The organism is Bifidobacterium sp. MSK.13.1 (assembly GCF_019131435.1).
GTDB lineage: Bacteria > Actinomycetota > Actinomycetes > Actinomycetales > Bifidobacteriaceae > Bifidobacterium > Bifidobacterium pseudocatenulatum.
This window is the reverse complement of record NZ_JAHOMM010000009.1, coordinates 62,716-83,683: the sequence shown is the minus strand read 5'-3', so window position 1 is coordinate 83,683 and position 20,968 is coordinate 62,716. Positions and strand designations below refer to the sequence as shown.

Below are 20,968 nucleotides of genomic sequence, written 5' to 3'. Positions count from 1 at the left end.
GGAGTGTTGCGTTCGATGGATTGTCGCTGTATGGCTTGCGGCGGCTTGCGTTGCTATCGGTTTATTCCACTGCCGACGCGACGCCGGTGTCGATGCGACTTGTGGTGTTGCGCAACACCAGCAAAGGATCCTGCAGTTCATGCGGATGTTCAAGAGGTTCGTTACGTAGGAGCTGCAGCACTTTTCTACCGGCTATGCGCCCTAGCTCGATTGGCTTCTGGCGAATGGTGGAAAGATCCGCTGCCTGTGCGATTTCGGCGTCGTCAAAGCCGAGCACTGAAATGTCTTCCGGCACATTCAGCTGCTGCTTGCGTAGTTCCTTGACCAGTGCGATGGCGACTTGGTCGGTTTCCACGCAGACGGCGGTGGGGCGTTCCGGAAGGGATAGCAGCTTCGCGGTCAGTTGTGAGGCGAGGTCGGATTTGCTCAGCGGCGCATCGTGCGCGTCGGCTGTGAGCAGGCTGAATGTGATTTCATCGGCGGCGTTGGCCTGTGCGGCATCCGCGAACGCCTGGGTGCGTTGGCTGGTGTTGTAGACCATGTCGGCCGGAATGTAGTCGCTGCAGAACGCGATGTTGGTATGCCCCAGAGAGCGCAGCAATTGTACGGCCATGGTCATCGCACTGGAGTTGTCGATGCTGATGGAAGCGTCGAAATAACCCGATTCCGCAGGAACGTTGACGCCCACGGTCGGCAGGTCTATGGTTTGGAGCTGGTCGCGCATGGCGGGCATAAGCTGGAATGAGGAAATGATGATGGCGTCCGCGTTGCGGCTTTTCGGCAGCTGGGAGAAAAACCGGTCCAGTTCGCTGCGGTCGGTGATGAAGGCCGGTGTGACGTCATAGCCGACCGGCGCGAGCTCCTCGTAGACCCCTTGGAGCACTCCGGAATTGAACCACTCGTTGAGTTTGCCCGAGACCAGGAGGATGACGCGCATGGTTTTTCCGGATGCTAGGGCGGAAGCGCTTTTTGAGAGTGTGAAGTTGAGTTGATCCGCTGCCCGCTGAACTTTGATGCGGGTCTCTTCTGTGACGTTGGTCGCGCCACGAAGTGCTCGGGAAACGGTGGCTTGCGACACTCCTGCCAATTCGGCTACGTTGGCGATGGTCGGTTTGGCCATGTGTCTCCTTTGATGAAAATGATTAACGCTTCCATGATACTAAAAGCCCTGATTTTAGACGAAAACACGCTGTAGATTCATGGATTTGTACCACAGAAATGTAAGCGCTGTCACGAAGTGGTGAAGTTCAACATGGTAGCAAAAAACAGACGCTATGCGAACGGTGCTCGTTCGGATCGTTTAGCGATGTAGACGAGCCGTAGTGGAACGCACGATCAGCTGCGCCGGGAACGTTTTGAACGGTTCGTCAAGCGGGCGCTCCTCAATGAGATCGAGCGTCATGCGGGCCGCCTCCTGCGCCATTTCGACAGGCGTCTGGCGCACGGTGGTCAGGCCGAGGTCGCGCGCGTAAATGCTGTCGTCGTAGCCGATGATGGAAATATCGTTCGGCACGGTGAATCCGTTGCGTTCCAGCTGGAACAGCAGCGGCACCGCGATGCCGTCTTCCTGGCAGGCGATCGCGGTCGGCGTATGGTCGAGGCTGAGCAGCTGCGTCACGACTTTGCTGATGTTGTTCTTGCTTTCGTCGGTGACGAGCACGCGCGGTTCGACGCCGTTGGCTTGGCAGCACGCCATGAACGATTCGAAACGTCCCTGCACGCTGAAGTGGAGCGTCACTTCGCGGTCGGTGCGAATGTAGGCGATGTCACGGTGGCCGAGCGTCATAAGATGGCGTGCGGCAAGTTCGGATCCCTGCTTGTCGTCGATGCGCACGGCCGCGCTGAAACCGCGCTCTTCCGGCAGACTCGAGTTGATGCCGATGATTGGCGCATTGACGGACTTGAGCTGATCGATCTCGTTGGCGTCGATATCGAAGGAAATGACGATTACCGCGTCGACGTTGCGGCGCACCGGCAGCATGTCGAAGAATTCACGACGTTCCTCGATGCTCGACATCTGGTAGATGGAAATGTCGTATCCCTCGTCGTGGAAGATCTGGTTGAGGCCTTCGATGATGGATGAGCTGAACCACAGGTTGAGCCGTCCGGAAACCAGGACCGCGATGCGTAGCGCGCGACCGGTTTTCAGCGCGGCTGCGGAACGTGAAATGGAGAAGTTCAGCTCGTCCGCGGCTTTCATCACCTTGTCTCGGGTGGCTTTCGACACGAGATCCGGGCGTGTGAAGGAACGCGAAACCGTTGAAATGGATACGTGCGCAAGCTGCGCTACATCTTGAATACTGCTTTTCATGTTTTTCCTTGTGACTGCTTACGTTCCAACATACTGTATTGCGACGTCTTTGCAATACATGCATTACAAACGTTTTCATTATAGCAGAAGAGGCTTAAAATGCTTGATATTACAACGAGTTTTGATAATCAAAAAACATGGCAACGTTGGTAAATTTGCGTCTCAAGACATGCAAAAATGACAACGTTTGACATTTCGTGTCATGCCGTTTATCATGACGAGTGTAAATGCCGGAAAGGTGGAGAACAGAGCAGTGATCCGCTGATTCGGCCAACAATTGCAGGAATTCCGCACCGCGGTGCCGCGGTGATCGGAATGGAGAAGGAAAGAAAGCAGGCAGGCTATGATCAGCATGGCTGGCAAGGCGATACGGAAATGGTGGGCGCTGTTTGCGCTGCCAACGTTCGCCGCATTCATTATTGGATTCGTCGTTCCATTCATCATGGGCGTCTACCTGAGCTTTTGCAAGTTCACAACGGTTACCGACGCCGAGTTCGTAGGGCTTAAGAACTACACCCGCGCACTGCAGGACAAGGAATTCCTGCACGCGTTGGGCTTCTCCACATTGCTGACGATCGTCACCACGATTGTGATCAACGTGGTCGCGTTCTTCATCGCCTACATGCTCACCAAGGCGATCAAGGGATCGAACATTTTCCGTTCGGTGTTCTTCATGCCGAACCTGATCGGCGGCATCATTCTGGGCTACATCTGGATGCTGCTGCTCAACGGCATTCTCGCGCACTGGGCGCGCTCGCTGACCTATAGCGCGACGTACGGCTTCTGGGGTCTGGTCGTACTGGTGTGCTGGCAGCAGATCGGCTACATGATGATCATCTACATCGCCGGCATGCAGTCGCTGCCGACCGATGTGCTTGAAGCGGCTTCCGTGGATGGCGCGAACGGCACGCAGACCATGTTCAAGATCATCATTCCGTTGATGATGCCGTCGATTACCGTGTGCTCGTTCCTGTGCGTGACCAACGGATTCAAGCTGTATGACCAGAACCTCGCATTGACGAACGGCGCTCCGTCGAACATGTCTGAAGGCTTGGCGCTGAACATCACCCGTACCTTCTATGGCCGTGTCGGCTGGGAAGGCGTTGGACAGGCCAAGGCAGTGCTGTTCTTCGTGCTTGTCGCGATTGTTGCGCTGATTCAGAATAAGCTGACGACTTCCAAGGAGGTGGAAGCATGATTTCCGGAGAGAAGGTCAAGCATGGCGGATTGTGGACCGTACTGTTTTCCTTGGTGTCGCTGGCATGGGTCTTCCCGATCGTGCTGGTGATCATCAACTCCTTCAAGCAGAAGGCGTATATTTCGCGTGATGCGTTCTCCATTCCGACCGGCAAGGCGTTCGTTGGATTGGAAAACTATACCCGTGGCATTGAAACCACGAATTTCTTCGCCAGCTTCGGCTGGACCCTGCTGATCACGGTCGGCTCGGTGATTCTGATCTTGGTGTGCACTTCGATGTGCGCATGGTGGATCGTGCGTGTGAACAACTGGGCTGCGAAGCTGCTGTACACGCTGTTCCTGTTCAACATGATCGTGCCGTTCCAGATGGTGATGTTCACGCTTTCGAAGCTCGCCGATATGCTGAAGCTCAACACTCCGTGGGGCTTGTGCATTGTGTACTTGGGATTCGGCGCAGGCCTGGCCGTGTTCATCTTCACCGGTGTGGTCAAGGGCATTCCGCAGTCGTTGGAAGAGTCCGCAATGATTGACGGCGCTTCCGTGCCTCGCATTTTCTTCCAGATCGTGGTGCCGATTATGAAGCCGTCGATCGTGTCTGTTGCGATTCTGCAGGCAATGTGGATTTGGAACGACTACCTGCTGCCGTATCTGACGCTCGATTTGGGCAAGTACAAGACGATTTCCGTGGCTATTCAGTACCTCAAGGGCGGTTATGGTTCCGTTGATATGGGTGCCATGATGGCCTGCCTGGTGATGGCCATCATCCCGATCATCGTCTTCTATCTCATCTGCCAGAAGCACATTGTCAAGGGTGTAATGGCTGGTGCAGTCAAGGGATGATCGAAGATCATCCCTTGTGGGACAGCGCAGTGCGCTGTCCCATGCACCAGCCTGAGCGAGGCCGATAGGCCTCGCGAAGGTAGCATTGAGCCCGGCCGCAAGGCCGGGCTCTTTCATATCCGAATCAGAAAACTACTTCACATATTTGCGGAACACGTGCTCGAAAATCGGCACGTGAATCATAATCATGGTGCCGTAGCCCAAAACGAGTAGCAGGAACAGGCCTTGCGGCATGTAAAACCAGCTGCCTACCAAAAGCGCGATGTAAATCGCGTCGATGGCGGCCATGCCGAGCGTGTGCCCGATATTGCTCACGCCGAATACGAAGGCGTTGCCGAGCGTGCGCCAGAACGAGTTTTCGAAGCGTGACTGCAATGCCCATATCCATTCGAATCCGATGGCCCATACGATGCTCAACGCGAATTTCGGAATCAGCAGCGGCGTGATCTGCAGCACGATCCATAAGTACACGCTAATCGCCCCGGCAATGCCGAAAATCAGCCAATAACCGGTTGCCTTTACGAAGTTTGACCGGAATGCGGTGAAATAATTGCGGGTGACGGTGCCTTCGCCGGCGAGCGAGCGTCGTGCCGCGTCGTGGCCGGCGGTCAGTGCCGCGCCGATGGTGATGATCGGAATGCTGGTGACCAACATGAGGATGTTGATCCAAATCGCGTCGACGGCGTCGCTGAGGCCGCGCATAAAGCCGGAATCGGGTGATAGGAACTTCATGCGCACCAGTCTACTCGGCAGTGCGGCAATCGTTGTCATACATAAAACCGTTTAGCGCATACTATTTCTTGCAAAAAACTCCTGTTATCGTTGTCATTGAACGGAGCGTTGAATGCAGATAAAGAAAAGTCCCGTCAAATATTTCGTTTGACGGGACTTTGTGGTGTTGCATAAGGAAATCTTATTTTCGTGAAATCACCATCGGAGGAAGCTTACTTTTCGCCGTTCATGATGGCGGAAAGCGACTTCACGCGAGGCAGGTCGAACACTTCGTCGGTGTGCACCGCCTTGTGGTCGGGACCTGCCAGCGGCACGCGCCAGTTGCGGTATTCGCTGGACGTGCCCGGCTGGTTCTGCGAACGGGTTTCGCCGACGCCGTCCACCAGCGCCGCCTGCAGAAGCACGGATGGCGAGCGGAGCAGCATCTTGTGCATCGCCTCGACGATCTCTTGAATATGGTCGTCGACGTCCGCGGCGATTTCCGGCGTGATCAGTTCGCTTTCGACCAGTCGGTCAAGCATGGCCTGACGTTCCGCGGTTGCGGACGCCTGGAATTCCTCGACCGGACCGGTGAGCAGGTTCAGTTCTTCGCGCAGCTTGACATGCTCGAACTGCAGGTAGCCTGCGGTCGGCGGCAGATCGTGCGTGGTGACGGATGCCAACGCATACTCGCGGTAATCGGCCGGATCGGCATACGGGTCGCCGGCGTTGGGGGAGTCGTCCACACGGGCGAACCATTCCACCGTGCAGCCGAGCAGACCGTGCTCGGCAAGCACGGTGCGCACGTAATCCGGCACGGTGCCGAGGTCTTCGCCGACCACTAGGCCGTTCACGCGGGAAGCCTCGATCGTGAGGATCGCGATCATCGCCTCATAGTCGTAGGTGACGTATGCGCCGCCGCGTGCGCCTTCGCCCTGCGGAATCCACCACAGGCGGAACAGGCCGAGCACATGGTCGATGCGCACCGCGCCCGCGTGCGAGAACATGTTGTGCACCATTTCGCGGTACACGCCATAACCGGTTTTGGCGAGATAGTTCGGATTGAACGGCGGCTGGCCCCAGTCTTGGCCCTGCTGGTTGTAGAAGTCCGGCGGGCAGCCAACGGTGACGCTGCCGACGGCGAAGCGTTCCGGATTCCACCACACGTCGGCGCCCAGCGAGTGCACGCCCACAGCCATGTCTTGCATGAGGCCCAATGCCATGCCGCTTTCGCGTGCGGCGGTCTGCGCGGCGGTCACCTGTTCGTCGGCGATCCACTGCAGCCAGCATTCGAATTCGACCATGTCGGCATGATCGCGCATGAGTTCGGCCACTTCCGGCGAATCACGGTTCGTCTCCGCGAACCATGTGCCCTCCCATGGGGCGCCCCACATCTGGAAGGCCACCGACCACGCGGCGAATGCGCGCAGATCCGGGCCGGCCGCCTCCTTGAACGCTTCGAATGCGGCCTGACGCTCGGCGGAACGCGGCACCTTGAACACGAGCTGCAGCGCCTGGCGCTTGTGCCACCACGCGGAGTTGATGTCGAGTTCGTCGGCATTGTCGTTGGCGGGAGCGACTTCGGCGTGCAAGCGCTCGACTTCGGCCAACGCGGCCTTGTCAAGCCCCGCATATTCCTCGATATCCTGCGGGCGAATGTAGGTGACGTTCATGAATCGGCGCGATTCCGGCAGGTACGGCGACGGTTCGAGCGGCTCGACCGGCGCGGTTGCGTGGATCGGGTTGATGAGCATGAAATCGGCATGCGACTTTTCGGCGGCGTCGGTGAGCAGCAGCTTCAGATCGCCGTAGTCGCCCACGCCCCACGATTCGGCGGAACGGATGGAATACATTTGCGCCATCCAACCCCAACGCTGCTTTTCGGCAACCGCAGGCGGCAGCGGTACGCGTGCCGGGGCGCAGATCAGTCGCGCCTCGCCGTGCAGCGGGCCCGCGTTGACGCGCAGCGTGTGGTAGCCGGCGGGAATGTCGTCCGGCAGGGTGAGCGTGAGTGAGCCGTCGGCCTGCGGGGCCAAATACATGCACAGGTTGCCCTCATACCGCGTGCCGTCCTCAAGCAACAGGCGTAGCGTCACGTCGTGGCCCTTCGCGCGGATCGGCGTGGTCGCTTCCTTGCCGATGAACTTCACGATGGTCGGTTCCACAAGGGTGTCTGCGATGCGCTGCTTGGTGAGTTCGTACGATGCCGCGATCGCTTCATCGCTGGATGCGTCCACGCCGAGCGCCGCAAGTACGGAGACAAGCACTTCGTCGCGGATTTCCACGTAGGTGCCGAGCTGGTCGATATACGACGTTGAGATGCCGTTGAGTTTGGCGAGCTGAATAAGCGGTCGTGCGATGCGTTCCGCGCTTTCGGTTTGCTGGGTTGCCGTCATGGGTTCCTTCTTTCCGGGGCCGTTGCTGGCCGATGATGCTGCATTGCCACGCGATTGGCGCGCTTCGGTGCGTATGCCAACCGTTCTGCTATGTACTGTAGCATATGATGACATCGTTTTCAATAGGCGTGTTATTGGGTGTAAACGTTGAAGTATTGCGATTTCTTAACTACTTTATGGACGTTAGATAGTGAAAATGCTTTTTCTGTTTGCTTATCGTTTGCAAGGTGTTTGAAAGTGGATATGACTGCTGTCCTACCGTCGTTGCCACCGCTGTTTCCGAAGTGCGATGGCGTTGCCGATCCATGGGCGCACGCGGCTGGCGTGAACGGCCGTCGAAGCATGGTCGTCGACTTGCCTCGCACCGATCCCGAAGGTTGGGATGCCGATCGCATGCCGGAAGTGCCGATTGCGCAAACGGTTGTTTGGGAAACGCATGTCGGCGATTTCAGCAACGATCCCGCGGGAGGATTCCCCGAATCCCATCGTGGAAAATATCTTGCGTTCACCGACCTGGGAACGACGTTGGACGGTCATCCTGATTTTCCGACGGGATTGTCGTATCTCAAAAAGCTTGGCATTACCGCGGTGCAGCTGATGCCGATCTACGATTTCGGTTCCGTCGACGAAACGATCTGCAGCCGATACAACTGGGGTTACGATCCCGTCAATTACAACGTTCCTGAAGGATCGTACTCCACGAATCCGTATGACGGGTCCGTGCGCATCCGCGAGGTCAAGCAGATGGTGCAGGCGTTGCATAATGCCGGCATCAAAGTGATTATGGACGTGGTCTACAATCACATGTTCTCGCCCGACAACTGGTTCGAGCGCATCGTGCCCGAATACTTCCTGCGCCGCAAGCCGAACGGGGCGTTGTCGAACGGCTCCGGATGCGGATGCGATATGGCCACGGAACGTGCGATGTTCCGCCGTTTTGTGGTGGAATCCGTGGCGTATTGGGCGAGGGAATACCATCTTGACGGCTTCCGATTCGACCTGATGGGCCTGATCGACGTCGACACCATGAACGCCGTGCGCGCCGCTTTGGACGAAATCCCCGACCGTGGGCCGAGCATTCTTATGTATGGCGAACCGTGGTCGGCCGGCGCTACCGCGGCTTTGCCGGGCACCGTGCTTGCCGACAAGGCCGGATTGCCGCAGCTTGATAATCGCATCGGGCATTTTTGCGACACCACGCGAGACGCCATCAAGGGGCATGTGTTCTTCTCGGACCGTCCCGGATACGTTAACGGGGGTATGCATGAGAATGCGGCCTCCGTGCGCGACGCGGTGAACGCCTGGCGTGCCAGCAAACAGCCGGAAGGTGTTGCGGGTCAAGTGATCCAGTATGTTTCCGCGCATGACGATCTGACCTTGTGGGACAAGCTTTGCGCAAGTCTTGCCGCGAAATCGCTGGGCAGCGCCGTTAGTGAAGGCGACAACGAGAATTCCGTGGACGTGCCGAAGGCGTTGTATGACGCCGATCTTTCGGAAGCTGGGCTCGCCTCGGCCGGTTCCGCGATTGCCGGGGCCATGGCCACGGTGATGGATGCGAATCGTATGGCGGCGGGCATTGTGCTCACTTCCGCGGGCATTCCGTTCATGCTGTCTGGCGAGGAGTTCGCGCGTACGAAATACGGCAATTCCGATTCGTACGATTCGGCGCGCGAGCTGAATTGGCTTGATTGGACTCGTGCCTGGCGCATGCGCGATCTGGTGGAGTATTACACGAAACTGATCGCCTTGCGTAAGAGCTCGGCGGAATGGTTTGACGGCGATCGTGTGATCGTCAGCGTGGAAGGCGACGAACTGGTGTTCCGGGTCGGCGACTACTTGGTGGCGGTGAATCCGGGACGTCATATTGGCGCGATTGACGTTGCCTCGACTGCGGTTGCGCCGGTTTCGGAGTCGTCTCGCGTATGGTGCGGCATGGGTTCGTCCACAAACGCATCCGCGGCGTGCATCAGTGCGGGAGATGGCGATTATTTGATCGTGCCACCGCATACGTTTGCAATCTGGCGGTTGCGGTAACCTCGTGCATAACGCATGTAACGCATTGGTTTGCAAGGGCAGCGGCTGCAAAGTGGCAATCGCCGCCGCCGGTAAAGCGGCGACGATGCCGATGAAAGGACCTGCTATGGAAAACGTGACGCATACCCCTAAATACGAGGTTGTGTTCTTCGATCTGTATGGAACGCTTATTGACATACGTACCGACGAACAGTGCGACGCGGCCTGGCAGGCCTTGTATGACACCGCTTGCGAGCTTGGAGCGCAATACGATTCGGTTGAGGCACTGCGTGAACGTTTCGAAAAACTTGAGGCGCGCGAAATGCTGCATCAGTCGAATCATGCCATCGTTCGCAATGGGTGGGACGAGTTCGACGTGCTGCCGGTGTACCGCTCGCTGCTCATGAATCGCAACGACGAGGCGGAACGGTTGCTGGCGTTGCCGCAGGCCGCTCAAAAGGCCGCGTGGGCGTTCCGTCAGGGTAGCACCAGCATGATCCGCCTGTATCCGGGTGCGCTGGAAATGATCGAAAAACTGCAGGAAGCCGGCATTGTCGTGGCGCTGCTCAGCAACGCGCAATCCTGCTATATCCGTGCCGAGTTGGAAATGACGGGACTCGCCAGCGTGCTTGACGACGTGATCATCTCCAGCGAGGAAAAGATTCGCAAGCCCGCGCGCGATTTGTATATGCTGGCGCTCGACCGTGAATTCGTTACCGCCAAGCATGCGCTGATGGTGGGCAATGACGAGAAGAACGATATTGTCGGTGCGCGTTCGGCGGGCATCGACGGCGTGTATTTCCGCACGGAGATTTCGCCGGCCGACGATCCGGATGCGTCGAGTTATGCGGTGCGTTCGTTTAAGGGTGCCGATTATGAAGGATTGCTGGATTACGTGCTGAACGCCTGATCTTTCGCATTGCGTGCGTACTGCTCGTGTATTGCGGGGCGTGCGTTGCGTTGCGCGTATTGCGCGGCGTGCGCCACGTTTACGGGGGTCACCTTTCGTAAAGCGTGTAAGGTATGTTGCATACATTTGCAGCATACGTTCGCAGGATTTTTGCAACAATGGCAAGATGATGCGAGTAAAGCTACGTGAAAGCACGAAAGACATAGTGTGAAACAATCGCGTGAAACATGTCGCACAGGGGTTACGTGAAAAACATATTGCGCGGAATGCTGTGCAAGCGCGTGAGATGCGAAGTTCCGCATATGGCAGCGATGCCGCAACGCGATACCGCGGCGTAATGTCGTGACGTGGCACAGTGCGCGCAGACGATTACGTGCGCGCATGATTGCTTGCGCGATGGAATCGAGGAAAACTCGAGGAGGACTTATGGAAGGCTACACCGAAAACGGGCGCCGGAACCGACGTCGCCGACCAGATTGGCTTTGCGGGCATGCGCCGCAAGAAAAAGCAGCGCCGCGGATTGAGCGTATTCCAGCTCAAGGTAATCGGCGCGGTGGCGCTGGTGCTTTCCGCCGGCAGTACCACGCTGGTGCCACTGATTTTCGGATCCGACACGAGCAACATGACGTCGCTTACGGCCATGGTGCTATGCGAAGTGGTGTCGTGGTTCGCCGCGCCGATCTACGCGTGGCTGCTGGTGCAAGGCTTCCAGCAGACGCGCAATCGCGTGGCATACGGCGTGCAGCTGCTGTTGTTGGCACTAATCGCCGAAGTGCCGTACGATCTCGCCACTTCGGGCAAGCCGTTCGATTTCGGCTCGCAGAATCCGGTGTTCGGCCTGTTCATCGCCTTCGCCATGCTCGCAGCAATGAAATGGGTGGCGCAGCGCTACCAAGGTGCCATGCTCGTGATCTCCGACATTGTGCTGGTAGTGGTTGCCGTATTGTGGGATCTGCTGTTGCGTGTCGGACTGCGCCAGCATCTGATGAGCCTGGGTGCGGTGACGCTTGGTTTCGTGCTGATTTTCTGGCTGATGCGCTCGCGTGAAAACACCATGATGTTCACGGCCGGTCTGTTCGGTGCGGTGATGATGATTGCGCCTGGCGTCGGTGTTGCATTCGTGCACTACTACAATGGCAAACTCGGATACAAACATTCATGGACTAAGTGGATGTTCTATGCCTTCTATCCGGTAATTTTGCTGATTTGCGCGGCTGTCGCATGAAATTTGATCATATTGCGAGAGTTTTGACAACGTTCGCACTATAATGAAAACAGATTGAGAGAGCGTCGTCGCTCCAAATACCCCCCGTTCCACTGTTGGCAGGAGTGCGATGATGCTGTGAGCTGCAAAGGGGCTGACATGGACAAGGCTGGCATTCGTGAGGTGGCCAAGGCCGCAGGAGTGTCGATTTCGACGGTTTCGCGCGCGTTCACGCGTCCGGAGCTCGTTTCCGAGCGTACCAGGCGCAAGGTGCTCGACGTCGCGGACCGGTTGGATTTTAATATCTCCCGTTCCGCGACGTCACTGAAGTCAGGGCAAACGTACCGTGTCGCCATGCTGATGAATGAGGAAATCACCAGCTGGTTCAATATGGAAGTATTCGCTGGAATCAATTCCGTCATGCATGATGCCGGATACGACATCTCTCTGTTCCAGCATGTCGATACCGGTGAGAACAGGCGTGACTTCTTTACGAATCTTCCGGTGCGACGCAACGTCGACGCCGTGTTCGTAACGTCGTTCGGCGTCGAGCCGGAGGAAATCCAGCAGCTGCAGCGTATTCATGTGCCGATCATCGGCATCAACACGCCATCGCAGGAAGGCTTCGACGCAACGATCTCCATCGACGATGAAGACGGCATGTTCTCGTCCGCGCAGCATCTGATCAATCTTGGGCACAAAAACATTGTGTACGTGTGCTCCGATGCAGTCGATTCGATCAATTCGTCGATCGACGCGCGCGGGCAGGGCTTCATTCGCGCATGCAAGACCATGGAGGGCACGCACGATTTCAAGTGGCGCGTGCTTTCCGTGCCGCGCGGCAAAACGTTCGCCGATTCGGCGTTGACCGCGCTGCTTGCGTTGGATGAGTTCCCCGACGGCATTTGCTGCCAGACCGATATGATGGCGATTCCGCTCGTGCTGCGCCTTGACCGGTATGGGCATCGCACGCCGCGCGACTATTCGATCATCGGCTTCGACGATTCCGCATATGCCGACACCGTGAACCTGACGACCATGCGTCAGGATCCGTTCGCCATGGGGCGTGCCGCAGCGCGGAAGGCCGTGAAGCTGATTGCGGGGGAGACTCTCGAAAATCCGTATGAGGTGGTGCGTGCCCAGCTTGTGCTCCGCGGTACTGACTCCGTCTACGGCGGAGATCGCTGATTTTTCTGCCACTCTTCTTCATGCCTCCGTACTTGCCGTTTTAATTCACACCGACAATACGGGGGTATTTTGCACATACTGCCAGCTGCCGCCGTCTGCACAACGCTGCTGGTGGTGTCTGCACAAGTTCCGTTGCGTGTCTTGGGCGTCGTAGACGACGGTGACTCGCTTTTTGCCGACCGCGTCGAGGTGCGATCCGGAGTGGATTTTCCGGTTTCGCTCGGGTACTTGCCGTCTTCGTAGGATGCGGGGCTTGCAACCATCATCATAGTTCATTTCGCAACCTTGGTTGTCACGGCTCGCTCCCTTACGCGCCCTTGTCTCATATGTAGCTGTTGGAGAGTGTGCGAGCCCTGAAAATTTATCCCTGTGGTCGGAGGTTTTGCCGCCTGTTGCGAGGTTATGAGATTTCCATGGTTGATTTGTGATTGTTGATTGTAACGAGTATGGCTGGCACGGCTGTGGCGGCGCGGGCGCATCGTGAAAGCCGATCGCGTGGCTGCCGGGCGCCACTCGTCCGGCAGGCGGGCGTAGTTTCTCTTCTTCCTTCTCGTATTCTGCCGGTCTTGCGACGCTGCGATGTGCGGGAATGTACTATCGCAACTATCGCAATTATCGCAAGATGAAGAAAGTGCGATGGTAGGGGAGAGATGAAGAAATCGGACATTTCCAATATTTCGAATGCTGAAAGTGCCGAACGCGCTGAAGAAAGTGTGCGATCGAGTGTGCAGCCGAGCGGGAAATTCGGCGGGAAAGCGGATCGACTGTTTGGCGCTGATCCTGCGGGACTCGACGAATCCGCGCGAGGCATTGCGGTGCTGGTGATCGTCGGCGTGGCAGTAGGACTGCTGTCAGGCATGTTCGGCATCGGCGGCGGCACCGTGATCGTGCCCGCGCTGGTATGGCTCGGACTGACACAACGCAATGCGGCGGCGACGTCAATGCTTGCGATCGTACCGACCTCGATTTCCGGCGTCATTTCTTACGCGACTTGCGGAAACGTGGACTGGCTCGCCGCGCTGCTGCTGTTTTGCGGCATGTTTGTGGGCGGGCAGATTGGCAGCTGGCTGCTTTCGCGTTTGCCGGAACTTGTGCTGCGATGGATTTTCGTAGTGTTTCTCGTGTTTGTGGTGGTGAACCAGATAAGTTTTGTGCCGTCGCGCGACCAGCACATTGCGATGAGTGCGCTGACCGGAGTTTGCCTGGCGCTGCTGGGCGTGGTGATTGGCATATTGGCGGGACTGCTGGGGATTGGCGGCGGGGCGCTCGCCGTGCCCGCGCTATCGATGCTGTTCGGCGCTTCCGATCTGATTGCGCGAGGCACGTCGCTGCTGGCCATGTTTCCGAACTCGATCACGACGAGCGTGGCAAACCTGAAACGAAGGCTGGTACATGTGAAGGCCGCGCTGATTATTGGCTTGGTGGCTGCCGTTACCGCGCCATTCGGTACGTGGATAGCGGGCGCGGTCTCGCCCCGCGTCGGATCGATTCTGTTCGCCTGCTACCTGTGCGTGCTGCTGATTCGCAGCCTCTTCGTAGCCGTCAAGGCCACTCGTTCCGCCCGCGCCTCTTCCTGACCGTTTGCCCTTCATGCGGCAAAAGCATGAGTCATAATTCAGTATTTAGGGGGTATTGGGATGGTGGTTGACGGAAAGAGGATTTGAGATAAGTGTTCACTTTGTGAAGACGAGAGTTCACGTTTTGTTCGTCAAAAACGCCTCAGAGGTTGGTTTGCGAAACCTAGCGTGGAGATTGCAGTACAGCACAGGCTGAAGAAAGAAGAAAAAGATGAGCAATCGAAAGGCTCTCAAAGGAGCGATTGCAGCAATCGCTTCCGTTGCAACGCTCGGCGCGCTTGCGGCACCGGCCAGTACGCCACCCCGGCCGTGCTCGAATCGCACTCCACCGAGCGTGGCTGCTACGGCCCGCAAGGCAAGACCGACGGCAGCTCCAACGACGCGCTCAAGCGCTGCCTTGCCAACCAGCTCAAGGAAAACGGCGGCATCGGTTCCATTTCCGAGCAGCTGCTCGATACCCGCGCTGACGTGACCATCGGCGGTGGTTCCAAGTACTTCCGCCAGACCGTGCAGGGCGGCGAATGCGCTGGCAAGACCGTGTGGGAGCAGGCCAAGGAAATGGGCTACCAGACCGTCGAGAACGATCCGGCCGCAATCGCGATGATCGTCAAGACCGCCAAGATCAGCCGCTGAAAATCTGAAGAGATCTGAAGATCGCAGCTGAAGATCATAACTGAAGATTGAAAAACTGAAGATCGCAAATAAGATCCGGATCGCACGCATTGCAGTGTGGTCCGGATCTTTTGCTTCATCGCACGATTCAGGTTTGGTGACTTCACGATTTGTGGTCTGACCTCACGATTTCATTTTTTAAGCCTTTTTCCGAATCGTGAGGTCGCCAAATCGAAATCGTGAGGTCAATGCAGACAGGGCGGGCCGCAAATCCAAAATGAGATGGGTCATTCAACGCAACAAGCGTTGTGAGACAATATCCTTCGAGATGTCTATCTCGCAAACCGGGAGATTATCTCTCGACATCCAAAGTATTATCAACAAAGTATTACCAGCAAAGGAGCATTCGTGCGTATTTACAATCTGACGGATAATGACGATGCCGCAATTGTCGCGCAGCAGGGCATTTTCCAGGTCATGGAGTGGAAGCGCGATTTTTCCGTGACGTACGGCAGCGCCATGGACGCCTACTATGCGTCCGAAATGAACGTGCGCCGCCGTCAACTGGTCTGCAATCTCAATGGCAAGACCGGCGCGGTTGTGCAGGCGGGCGCCATGCAGTGGACCGTCGGCCATGTCGAAGTGACGACCGGTGTGAAGGGCGTTGGCGATTTCATCGGCAAGCTGGCGCGTGGCGCGGTCACCAACGAGTCCGCGGTCAAGCCGGAATACGTGGGCAATGGCGTGGTTGTGCTCGAACCGACCTACCGTCATGTGCTGCTGCTCGATCCGAGCCAGATGGGCGGCGCCATCACCGTGAACGACGGCCTGTTCTACGCTTGCGAAACCACGATTCAGCAGCATGCGGTTATGGTTTCGCGTCCGAGCGCGATGGTGGCCGGCGGCGAGGGCCTGTTCAACCTGTCGCTGATGGGCCAGGGAACGGTTGCGTTGGAGTCGCCGGTGCCCGCTTCCGAAATCGTGACCGTCGATTTGGAGAACGACGAGCTGAAGGTGGACGGCAATTTCGCGATCGCGTGGACGAACGGCCTGCAGTTCACGGTCGAGCGTTCCACGAAGACGCTGATCGGTTCGGCTGCGAGCGGCGAGGGCTTGGTCAACGTGTATCGCGGTACGGGTCGTGTGCTTCTCTCGCCGGTCGCCGCCAATCTGGCTAATCCGAACGCGGGTTCCGGTGCGGCCTGATTTGGCCGGTTGATTGCAGTTAATGGCGATTCGTCAACGAAAGGCAGTTGAAACGTTGACGGATTGCGTTCGCGCCCTGCCGATGGTGAGATGGCAGGTTTTGTTGAGATTGCGATTTGGATGTTCGATGGTGATCGCGCCTTGAAATCGTGTCTTGAGATTGCGTCCGGCAAAAAGTTGAGCGAAGAGAACTCAACTTTTTTGTAGATTTGGGAATAATCGCTTGCGATTCAAAGTTGAGTGGTGTAGGCTCAAGTTTTGGAAAGTCCGGGAGGCGGCAAACCGAAACTCGGGCGAAAGAACGAATAGAACAGAAAACGCATAGCGAACCTATCTACAAAGGAGACAAGTTATGGGACGCGCAGTTGGCATCGATCTGGGTACTACTAATTCCTGCATCGCAACTCTTGAAGGTGGCCAGCCCACCGTTATCGTGAACGCTGAAGGCGCTCGCACCACGCCGTCCGTCGTGGCATTCAGCAAGTCCGGCGAGATCCTCGTCGGCGAAGTCGCCAAGCGTCAGGCTGTGACCAACGTCGACCGCACCATCAGCTCCGTCAAGCGCCACATGGGCACCGACTGGACCGTTGAAATCGACGGCAAGAAGTGGACTCCGCAGGAGATCTCCGCACAGGTGCTGATGAAGCTGAAGCGCGATGCCGAAGCCTACCTCGGCGAGCCGGTCACCGACGCCGTGATCACCTGCCCGGCATACTTCAACGACGCTCAGCGTCAGGCCACCAAGGACGCCGGCACCATCGCAGGCCTGAACGTGCTGCGCATCATCAACGAGCCGACCGCGGCCGCACTGGCTTATGGCCTCGAAAAGGGCAAGGAAGACGAAACCATTCTGGTCTTCGACCTCGGTGGCGGCACCTTCGATGTGTCCCTGCTGGAGATCGGCAAGGACGACGACGGCTTCTCCACCATTCAGGTGCAGGCCACCAATGGAGACAACCACTTGGGCGGCGACGATTGGGATCAGAAGATCATCGACTGGCTCGTCGGCGAAGTCAAGAACAAGTATGGCATCGACCTGAGCAAGGACAAGATCGCCCTGCAGCGCCTGAAGGAAGCCGCAGAGCAGGCCAAGAAGGAGCTGAGCTCCTCTTCGAGCACCTCCATCTCCATGCAGTACCTGGCCATGACCCCTGACGGCACTCCGGTGCACCTGGACGAAACCCTGACCCGCGCCCACTTCGAGAGCATGACCTCCGACCTGCTGGGCCGCTGCCGCACCCCGTTCAACAACGTGCTGCACGACGCTGGCATCGGTGTTTCCGACATCGACCACGTGGTGCTCGTCGGCGGTTCCACCCGCATGCCGGCCGTCAAGGAGCTCGTCAAGGAGCTCACCGGCGGTAAGGAAGCCAACCAGTCCGTGAACCCGGATGAAGTCGTGGCAGTCGGCGCAGCCGTGCAGTCCGGCGTCATCAAGGGCGACCGCAAGGACGTGCTGCTCATCGACGTGACCCCGCTGTCCCTCGGCATCGAAACTAAGGGCGGCATCATGACCAAGCTCATCGACCGCAACACCGCCATTCCGACCAAGCGTTCCGAGGTCTTCTCCACCGCTGAAGACAACCAGCCGTCCGTGCTCATCCAGGTCTACCAGGGCGAGCGTGAGTTCGCTCGCGACAACAAGCCGCTGGGCACCTTCGAGCTGACCGGCATCGCTCCGGCTCCGCGTGGCGTTCCGCAGATCGAGGTCACTTTCGATATCGACGCCAACGGCATCGTGCACGTGTCCGCCAAGGACAAGGGCACCGGCAAGGAACAGTCCATGACCATCACCGGCGGTTCCGGCCTGGGCAAGGACGAAATCGACCGCATGGTCAAGGAAGCCGAAGCTCACGAAGCCGAAGACAAGAAGCGCAAGGAAGACGCCGAAACCCGCAACCAGGCCGAATCCTTCGCCTATCAGACCGAGAAGCTCGTCAACGACAATAAAGACAAGCTCTCCGACGATGTGGCCAAGGAAGTCACCGATAAGGTCAACGAGCTCAAGGAAGCCCTGAAGGGTGAGGACATTGAGAAGATCAAGTCCGCCCAGAGCGAGCTGATGACCTCCGCCCAGAAGATCGGCCAGGCCCTCTACGCACAGCAGGGTGCCGCCGATGCCGCAGGTGCCGCAGGTGCCGCCGGTTCCGCTCCCGCTGACGACGACGTGGTTGACGCCGAAGTCGTGGACGATGACGACAAGGACAACAAGTAATCATGTCCGACTTCAACAAGGACGAATATCTGAACGACCTGCCCGACATGGACAACCTGTCCGGGCAGGCCGCCCCTGCAGCCGGTGCATCGCAGGAATCGCAGAATAATGGCGATTCTGCAGCAACTGCAGCGAACGCAGCATCTTCCGAATCGCAAGAAAACGGCGATGCTGCGGATGGTGCGACGCAAGATGGTGAAGATACGCTGACTCCGCTTGGCCAGGCCAAGAAGGAAGCGGCGGAATACTTGGAAGCCCTCCAGCGCGAACGTGCGGAATTCATCAACTTCCGCAATCGTTCGCAGAAGGAGCAGGAACGCTTCCGCCAGCACGGCATCATCGACGTGCTGACCGCACTGCTGCCGGCACTTGATGACATCGATCGCATTCGCGAACACAGCGAAATGGACGAATCCTTCAAAGCCGTTTCCGCCAAAATCGACAAGGCGTTCGAAAAGTTCGGCGTCGAGAAGTTCGGCGAAAAAGGCGAGGATTTCGACCCGACCAAGCATGACGCGATCCTGCACAAGCCGGATCCGCAGGCCGAGAAGGAAACCGTCGACACCGTGGTGGAAGCCGGCTACCGTATCGGCGACCGCGTGATTCGCGCGGCTCGCGTGGTCGTGGCGTCCCCGCAGAGCTAGCGCAGTGACAGCGATTTCAACAACAACAGGCATTTGACATCAGCAACCTCGTGAAAGGAGGCACATCATGGCTGAGAATGAATGGCTGAGCAAGGATTTCTACAAGGTCCTCGGTGTCTCCAAAGACGCCACGGACGATGAGATTACCAAAGCGTACCGCAAGCTGGCGCGCAAGTACCATCCTGATCTGAACAAGACCAAGGAAGCGGAGGAAAAGTTCAAAGACATTTCCGAAGCGTACGACGTGCTCAGCAACAAAGACAACCGCCAGAAGTACGACGCCATCCGTCAGTTCGGCATGGGCGGCGCGCGCTTCGCCGGCGGCTCCGGTGCGGGCGGATTCGACGCGGGGGCATTCTCCGACATTTTCGGCTCGATGTTCGGCGGTGGCGCTGGCGCTGGAGCGTATGGCACGGGCGGCAATGGCTCGCGCATCCGCTTCCAGACCGGTGGCGGCAATCCGAATATCAACGATATTTTCTCGATGTTCGGTGGCGGCGCTGGTGGCCCTGCCGGGGCTGGCAACCCCTACGGGGGCAGCTACGAGCAGGCTGCGCAGCCGGAAGATGGCGAAGACCGCAATTCCAAGATCAATCTGACTTTCCGCCAGTCGGTCAAGGGGGCAACGGTTTCACTGTCTGCCGACGGAAAAAAGTTCAAGACGCATGTTCCAGCGGGCGTGCGTGACGGGCAGAAAATCCGTATTCCAGGCAAGGGCAAGCCGGGTCGTAACGGCGGAAAAAACGGCGATCTGTACCTGCAGATCAACGTTGCCGAAGATCCGAAATTCAGCCTGCGCAAGCGTGACATCATCATGGATCTGCCAATCACCGTCGGTCAGGCTGTGGCGGGCGCGAAAGTGACCGCACAGGATATCGACGGCAACGAAGTCACCTTCAAAGTGCCGGCAGGCTCGTCCAGCGGCACCGAAGTGCGCATCTCCGGCAGGGGCGTGGCCAACAGGCAGGGCGACGGCGATCTGATCGGGCGTGTGCAAATCCGCATTCCCGACAAGCCGAGCCTGAAAGTCAAGCATGCGGCAAAGGAATTCGACAAGGAGTGCGGCGATTTCGCTGACGAACTTGCCAAGGAGCGCTGATTGCCATGGCACGCGCATCCCGGACCTCCCAAGCCCGTGCGGCGCGGCAGGCCAAAATGCTGTACGACATGTGCGCAATGGCGATCGTGGCCGGCAGGGCCGATCTGGACGGGGCGGATGAAGTTGGTTTCGACATCGAACTGCCGATGTTCACGGTCGGTCGCGCCGGCGAACTCGCCAACGTGCATCCGCAGACGCTCCGCCAATACGATCGTTTGGGGCTGGTGGTGCCGCAACGCACGGACGGTGGCGCTCGCCGGTATTCGCTGCGAGACATCTCGCGCCTTGCGAAAGCGCAGCAGCTGAGTCAGGAAGAAGGCATCAACCTGGCTGGCATCGCGCGGATCCTTTCCTTGGAAGAGGAGAACCGCGAGCTGCGCCGGCAAGTCGAGCGATTGCGCCGGCCGGCCGGTTCCAGCGTGTTCGCGGCCGATGCGGACGGTGACATTGTGGAAATCGAACGTTCCCGCCGCGCTCGCATGTGGCGTCGGCAGATTCAGGTCGACGCCCGTCAGCTGCCGTCGCGCGAGTCCGTGGAGGCCGCGCGTGTCGCGGCTGATGCGTACGACACGCGCGGTGGGGGTGTCGCAGGCGAAAACGAGGGGATTGAGAGGGGTAAACCCGTTTCTCAGCCGATTTCTAGGTCTATCGTGCTTTGGGGGATTGACTGATTTTCAGAAAACATTGAAAAAATTCAAAAACAGGCATATCTTGCAACAGATGTGCCTGTTTTGTTATATAGTTTTACCAAATGCATTGCTTCCTGCGACGATGTCGTTGTTGTGGGAAATAATGTTGAGCATCCGCGTTCTAACTGTCATTCTTCCGGTCGTCAAGGTGCTTCG

The 20,968-nt window shown here is 57.8% G+C and carries 16 protein-coding genes and 1 pseudogene; 13 read left to right on the top strand and 4 right to left on the bottom strand.

What is annotated here, in order from left to right; genetic code table 11:
• Positions 1 to 61: 61 nt before the first annotated feature.
• Together KSY55_RS08295 and KSY55_RS08290 are read right to left on the bottom strand one after the other, a co-directional pair.
• Entirely contained in the window at positions 62 to 1,120 is a 1,059-nt protein-coding gene (locus KSY55_RS08295) for a LacI family DNA-binding transcriptional regulator (protein WP_065434821.1), read from the bottom strand.
• Between the two features lie 180 nt (positions 1,121 to 1,300).
• On the bottom strand, positions 1,301 to 2,311 hold the full coding sequence (locus KSY55_RS08290; RefSeq protein WP_217749669.1) for a LacI family DNA-binding transcriptional regulator: 1,011 nt from the start codon (positions 2,309 to 2,311) through the stop codon (positions 1,301 to 1,303).
• A 343-nt stretch (positions 2,312 to 2,654) separates the two neighbouring features.
• Between KSY55_RS08290 and KSY55_RS08285 the strand changes: the two genes are divergently transcribed.
• Both KSY55_RS08285 and KSY55_RS08280 read left to right on the top strand, forming a co-directional pair.
• The gene (locus tag KSY55_RS08285; RefSeq protein WP_004223593.1) at positions 2,655 to 3,509 is read left to right on the top strand and encodes a carbohydrate ABC transporter permease; all 855 of its coding nucleotides are present in this window, start codon (positions 2,655 to 2,657) and stop codon (positions 3,507 to 3,509) included.
• Positions 3,506 to 4,348, top strand: coding sequence for a carbohydrate ABC transporter permease (locus KSY55_RS08280; protein ID WP_004223590.1), 843 nt, complete (start codon positions 3,506 to 3,508; stop codon positions 4,346 to 4,348). The genes KSY55_RS08285 and KSY55_RS08280 overlap by 4 nt, the downstream gene beginning before the upstream one ends.
• A gap of 132 nt (positions 4,349 to 4,480) precedes the next feature.
• Here KSY55_RS08280 and KSY55_RS08275 read toward each other — a convergent pair whose 3' ends face one another.
• Positions 4,481 to 5,080: a YesL family protein gene (locus KSY55_RS08275; RefSeq protein ID WP_217749682.1), complete on the bottom strand. Its 600-nt coding sequence runs from the start codon at positions 5,078 to 5,080 to the stop codon at positions 4,481 to 4,483.
• Between the two features lie 212 nt (positions 5,081 to 5,292).
• Positions 5,293 to 7,455, bottom strand: a complete 2,163-nt coding sequence (gene malQ, locus KSY55_RS08270) for a 4-alpha-glucanotransferase (protein WP_065434823.1) — start codon at positions 7,453 to 7,455, stop codon at positions 5,293 to 5,295.
• Positions 7,456 to 7,698: 243 nt separating this feature from the next.
• On the opposite strand from malQ, the gene KSY55_RS08265 reads away from it, so the two are divergent.
• The 11 genes and pseudogenes from KSY55_RS08265 (at position 7,699) to KSY55_RS08215 (ending at position 20,794) form a co-directional block, all read left to right on the top strand.
• Positions 7,699 to 9,489, top strand: coding sequence for an alpha-amylase family glycosyl hydrolase (locus KSY55_RS08265; protein ID WP_254881894.1), 1,791 nt, complete (start codon positions 7,699 to 7,701; stop codon positions 9,487 to 9,489).
• Between the two features lie 106 nt (positions 9,490 to 9,595).
• Complete coding sequence (locus KSY55_RS08260; protein ID WP_254881893.1) at positions 9,596 to 10,378, top strand: HAD family hydrolase; 783 nt, start codon at positions 9,596 to 9,598, stop codon at positions 10,376 to 10,378.
• A gap of 490 nt (positions 10,379 to 10,868) precedes the next feature.
• The gene (locus KSY55_RS08255) at positions 10,869 to 11,603 is read left to right on the top strand and encodes a TraX family protein (RefSeq protein WP_065434835.1); all 735 of its coding nucleotides are present in this window, start codon (positions 10,869 to 10,871) and stop codon (positions 11,601 to 11,603) included.
• 138 nt (positions 11,604 to 11,741) lie between these two features.
• A complete protein-coding gene (locus KSY55_RS08250; protein WP_065434824.1) occupies positions 11,742 to 12,770 on the top strand; it encodes a LacI family DNA-binding transcriptional regulator in 1,029 nt (342 codons plus the stop codon).
• Between the two features lie 650 nt (positions 12,771 to 13,420).
• Positions 13,421 to 14,347, top strand: a complete 927-nt coding sequence (locus KSY55_RS08245) for a sulfite exporter TauE/SafE family protein (protein WP_226591131.1) — start codon at positions 13,421 to 13,423, stop codon at positions 14,345 to 14,347.
• A 297-nt stretch (positions 14,348 to 14,644) separates the two neighbouring features.
• Positions 14,645 to 14,944 (top strand): annotated as a pseudogene (locus tag KSY55_RS08240) (alkaline phosphatase); the annotation flags it as partial.
• Between the two features lie 423 nt (positions 14,945 to 15,367).
• A complete protein-coding gene (locus KSY55_RS08235; RefSeq protein WP_217749670.1) occupies positions 15,368 to 16,165 on the top strand; it encodes an AIM24 family protein in 798 nt (265 codons plus the stop codon).
• A 352-nt stretch (positions 16,166 to 16,517) separates the two neighbouring features.
• The gene (gene dnaK, locus KSY55_RS08230; protein ID WP_004223527.1) at positions 16,518 to 18,380 is read left to right on the top strand and encodes a molecular chaperone DnaK; all 1,863 of its coding nucleotides are present in this window, start codon (positions 16,518 to 16,520) and stop codon (positions 18,378 to 18,380) included.
• A 2-nt stretch (positions 18,381 to 18,382) separates the two neighbouring features.
• Positions 18,383 to 19,024 carry a nucleotide exchange factor GrpE gene (grpE, locus tag KSY55_RS08225; protein ID WP_065434828.1) on the top strand — a complete coding sequence of 214 codons (642 nt, stop codon included), beginning with the start codon at positions 18,383 to 18,385 and terminating at the stop codon, positions 19,022 to 19,024.
• Positions 19,025 to 19,091: 67 nt separating this feature from the next.
• The gene (locus tag KSY55_RS08220) at positions 19,092 to 20,123 is read left to right on the top strand and encodes a DnaJ C-terminal domain-containing protein (protein WP_065440065.1); all 1,032 of its coding nucleotides are present in this window, start codon (positions 19,092 to 19,094) and stop codon (positions 20,121 to 20,123) included.
• Positions 20,124 to 20,128: 5 nt separating this feature from the next.
• Complete coding sequence (locus tag KSY55_RS08215; protein ID WP_065438280.1) at positions 20,129 to 20,794, top strand: heat shock protein transcriptional repressor HspR; 666 nt, start codon at positions 20,129 to 20,131, stop codon at positions 20,792 to 20,794.
• Positions 20,795 to 20,968 lie beyond the last annotated feature (174 nt).

Excerpts from the sequence above, each read along its gene's own strand:
- KSY55_RS08295 (WP_065434821.1), bottom strand. The coding sequence starts at position 1,120 with ATGGCCAAACCGACCATCGCCAACGTAGCCGAATTGGCAGGAGTGTCG.
- KSY55_RS08290 (WP_217749669.1), bottom strand. The coding sequence starts at position 2,311 with ATGAAAAGCAGTATTCAAGATGTAGCGCAGCTTGCGCACGTATCCATT.
- KSY55_RS08285 (WP_004223593.1), top strand. The coding sequence starts at position 2,655 with ATGATCAGCATGGCTGGCAAGGCGATACGGAAATGGTGGGCGCTGTTT.
- KSY55_RS08280 (WP_004223590.1), top strand. The coding sequence starts at position 3,506 with ATGATTTCCGGAGAGAAGGTCAAGCATGGCGGATTGTGGACCGTACTG.
- KSY55_RS08275 (WP_217749682.1), bottom strand. The coding sequence starts at position 5,080 with ATGAAGTTCCTATCACCCGATTCCGGCTTTATGCGCGGCCTCAGCGAC.
- malQ (WP_065434823.1), bottom strand. The coding sequence starts at position 7,455 with ATGACGGCAACCCAGCAAACCGAAAGCGCGGAACGCATCGCACGACCG.
- KSY55_RS08265 (WP_254881894.1), top strand. The coding sequence starts at position 7,699 with ATGACTGCTGTCCTACCGTCGTTGCCACCGCTGTTTCCGAAGTGCGAT.
- KSY55_RS08260 (WP_254881893.1), top strand. The coding sequence starts at position 9,596 with ATGGAAAACGTGACGCATACCCCTAAATACGAGGTTGTGTTCTTCGAT.
- KSY55_RS08255 (WP_065434835.1), top strand. The coding sequence starts at position 10,869 with ATGCGCCGCAAGAAAAAGCAGCGCCGCGGATTGAGCGTATTCCAGCTC.
- KSY55_RS08250 (WP_065434824.1), top strand. The coding sequence starts at position 11,742 with ATGGACAAGGCTGGCATTCGTGAGGTGGCCAAGGCCGCAGGAGTGTCG.
- KSY55_RS08245 (WP_226591131.1), top strand. The coding sequence starts at position 13,421 with ATGAAGAAATCGGACATTTCCAATATTTCGAATGCTGAAAGTGCCGAA.
- dnaK (WP_004223527.1), top strand. The coding sequence starts at position 16,518 with ATGGGACGCGCAGTTGGCATCGATCTGGGTACTACTAATTCCTGCATC.
- grpE (WP_065434828.1), top strand. The coding sequence starts at position 18,383 with ATGTCCGACTTCAACAAGGACGAATATCTGAACGACCTGCCCGACATG.
- KSY55_RS08220 (WP_065440065.1), top strand. The coding sequence starts at position 19,092 with ATGGCTGAGAATGAATGGCTGAGCAAGGATTTCTACAAGGTCCTCGGT.
- KSY55_RS08215 (WP_065438280.1), top strand. The coding sequence starts at position 20,129 with ATGGCACGCGCATCCCGGACCTCCCAAGCCCGTGCGGCGCGGCAGGCC.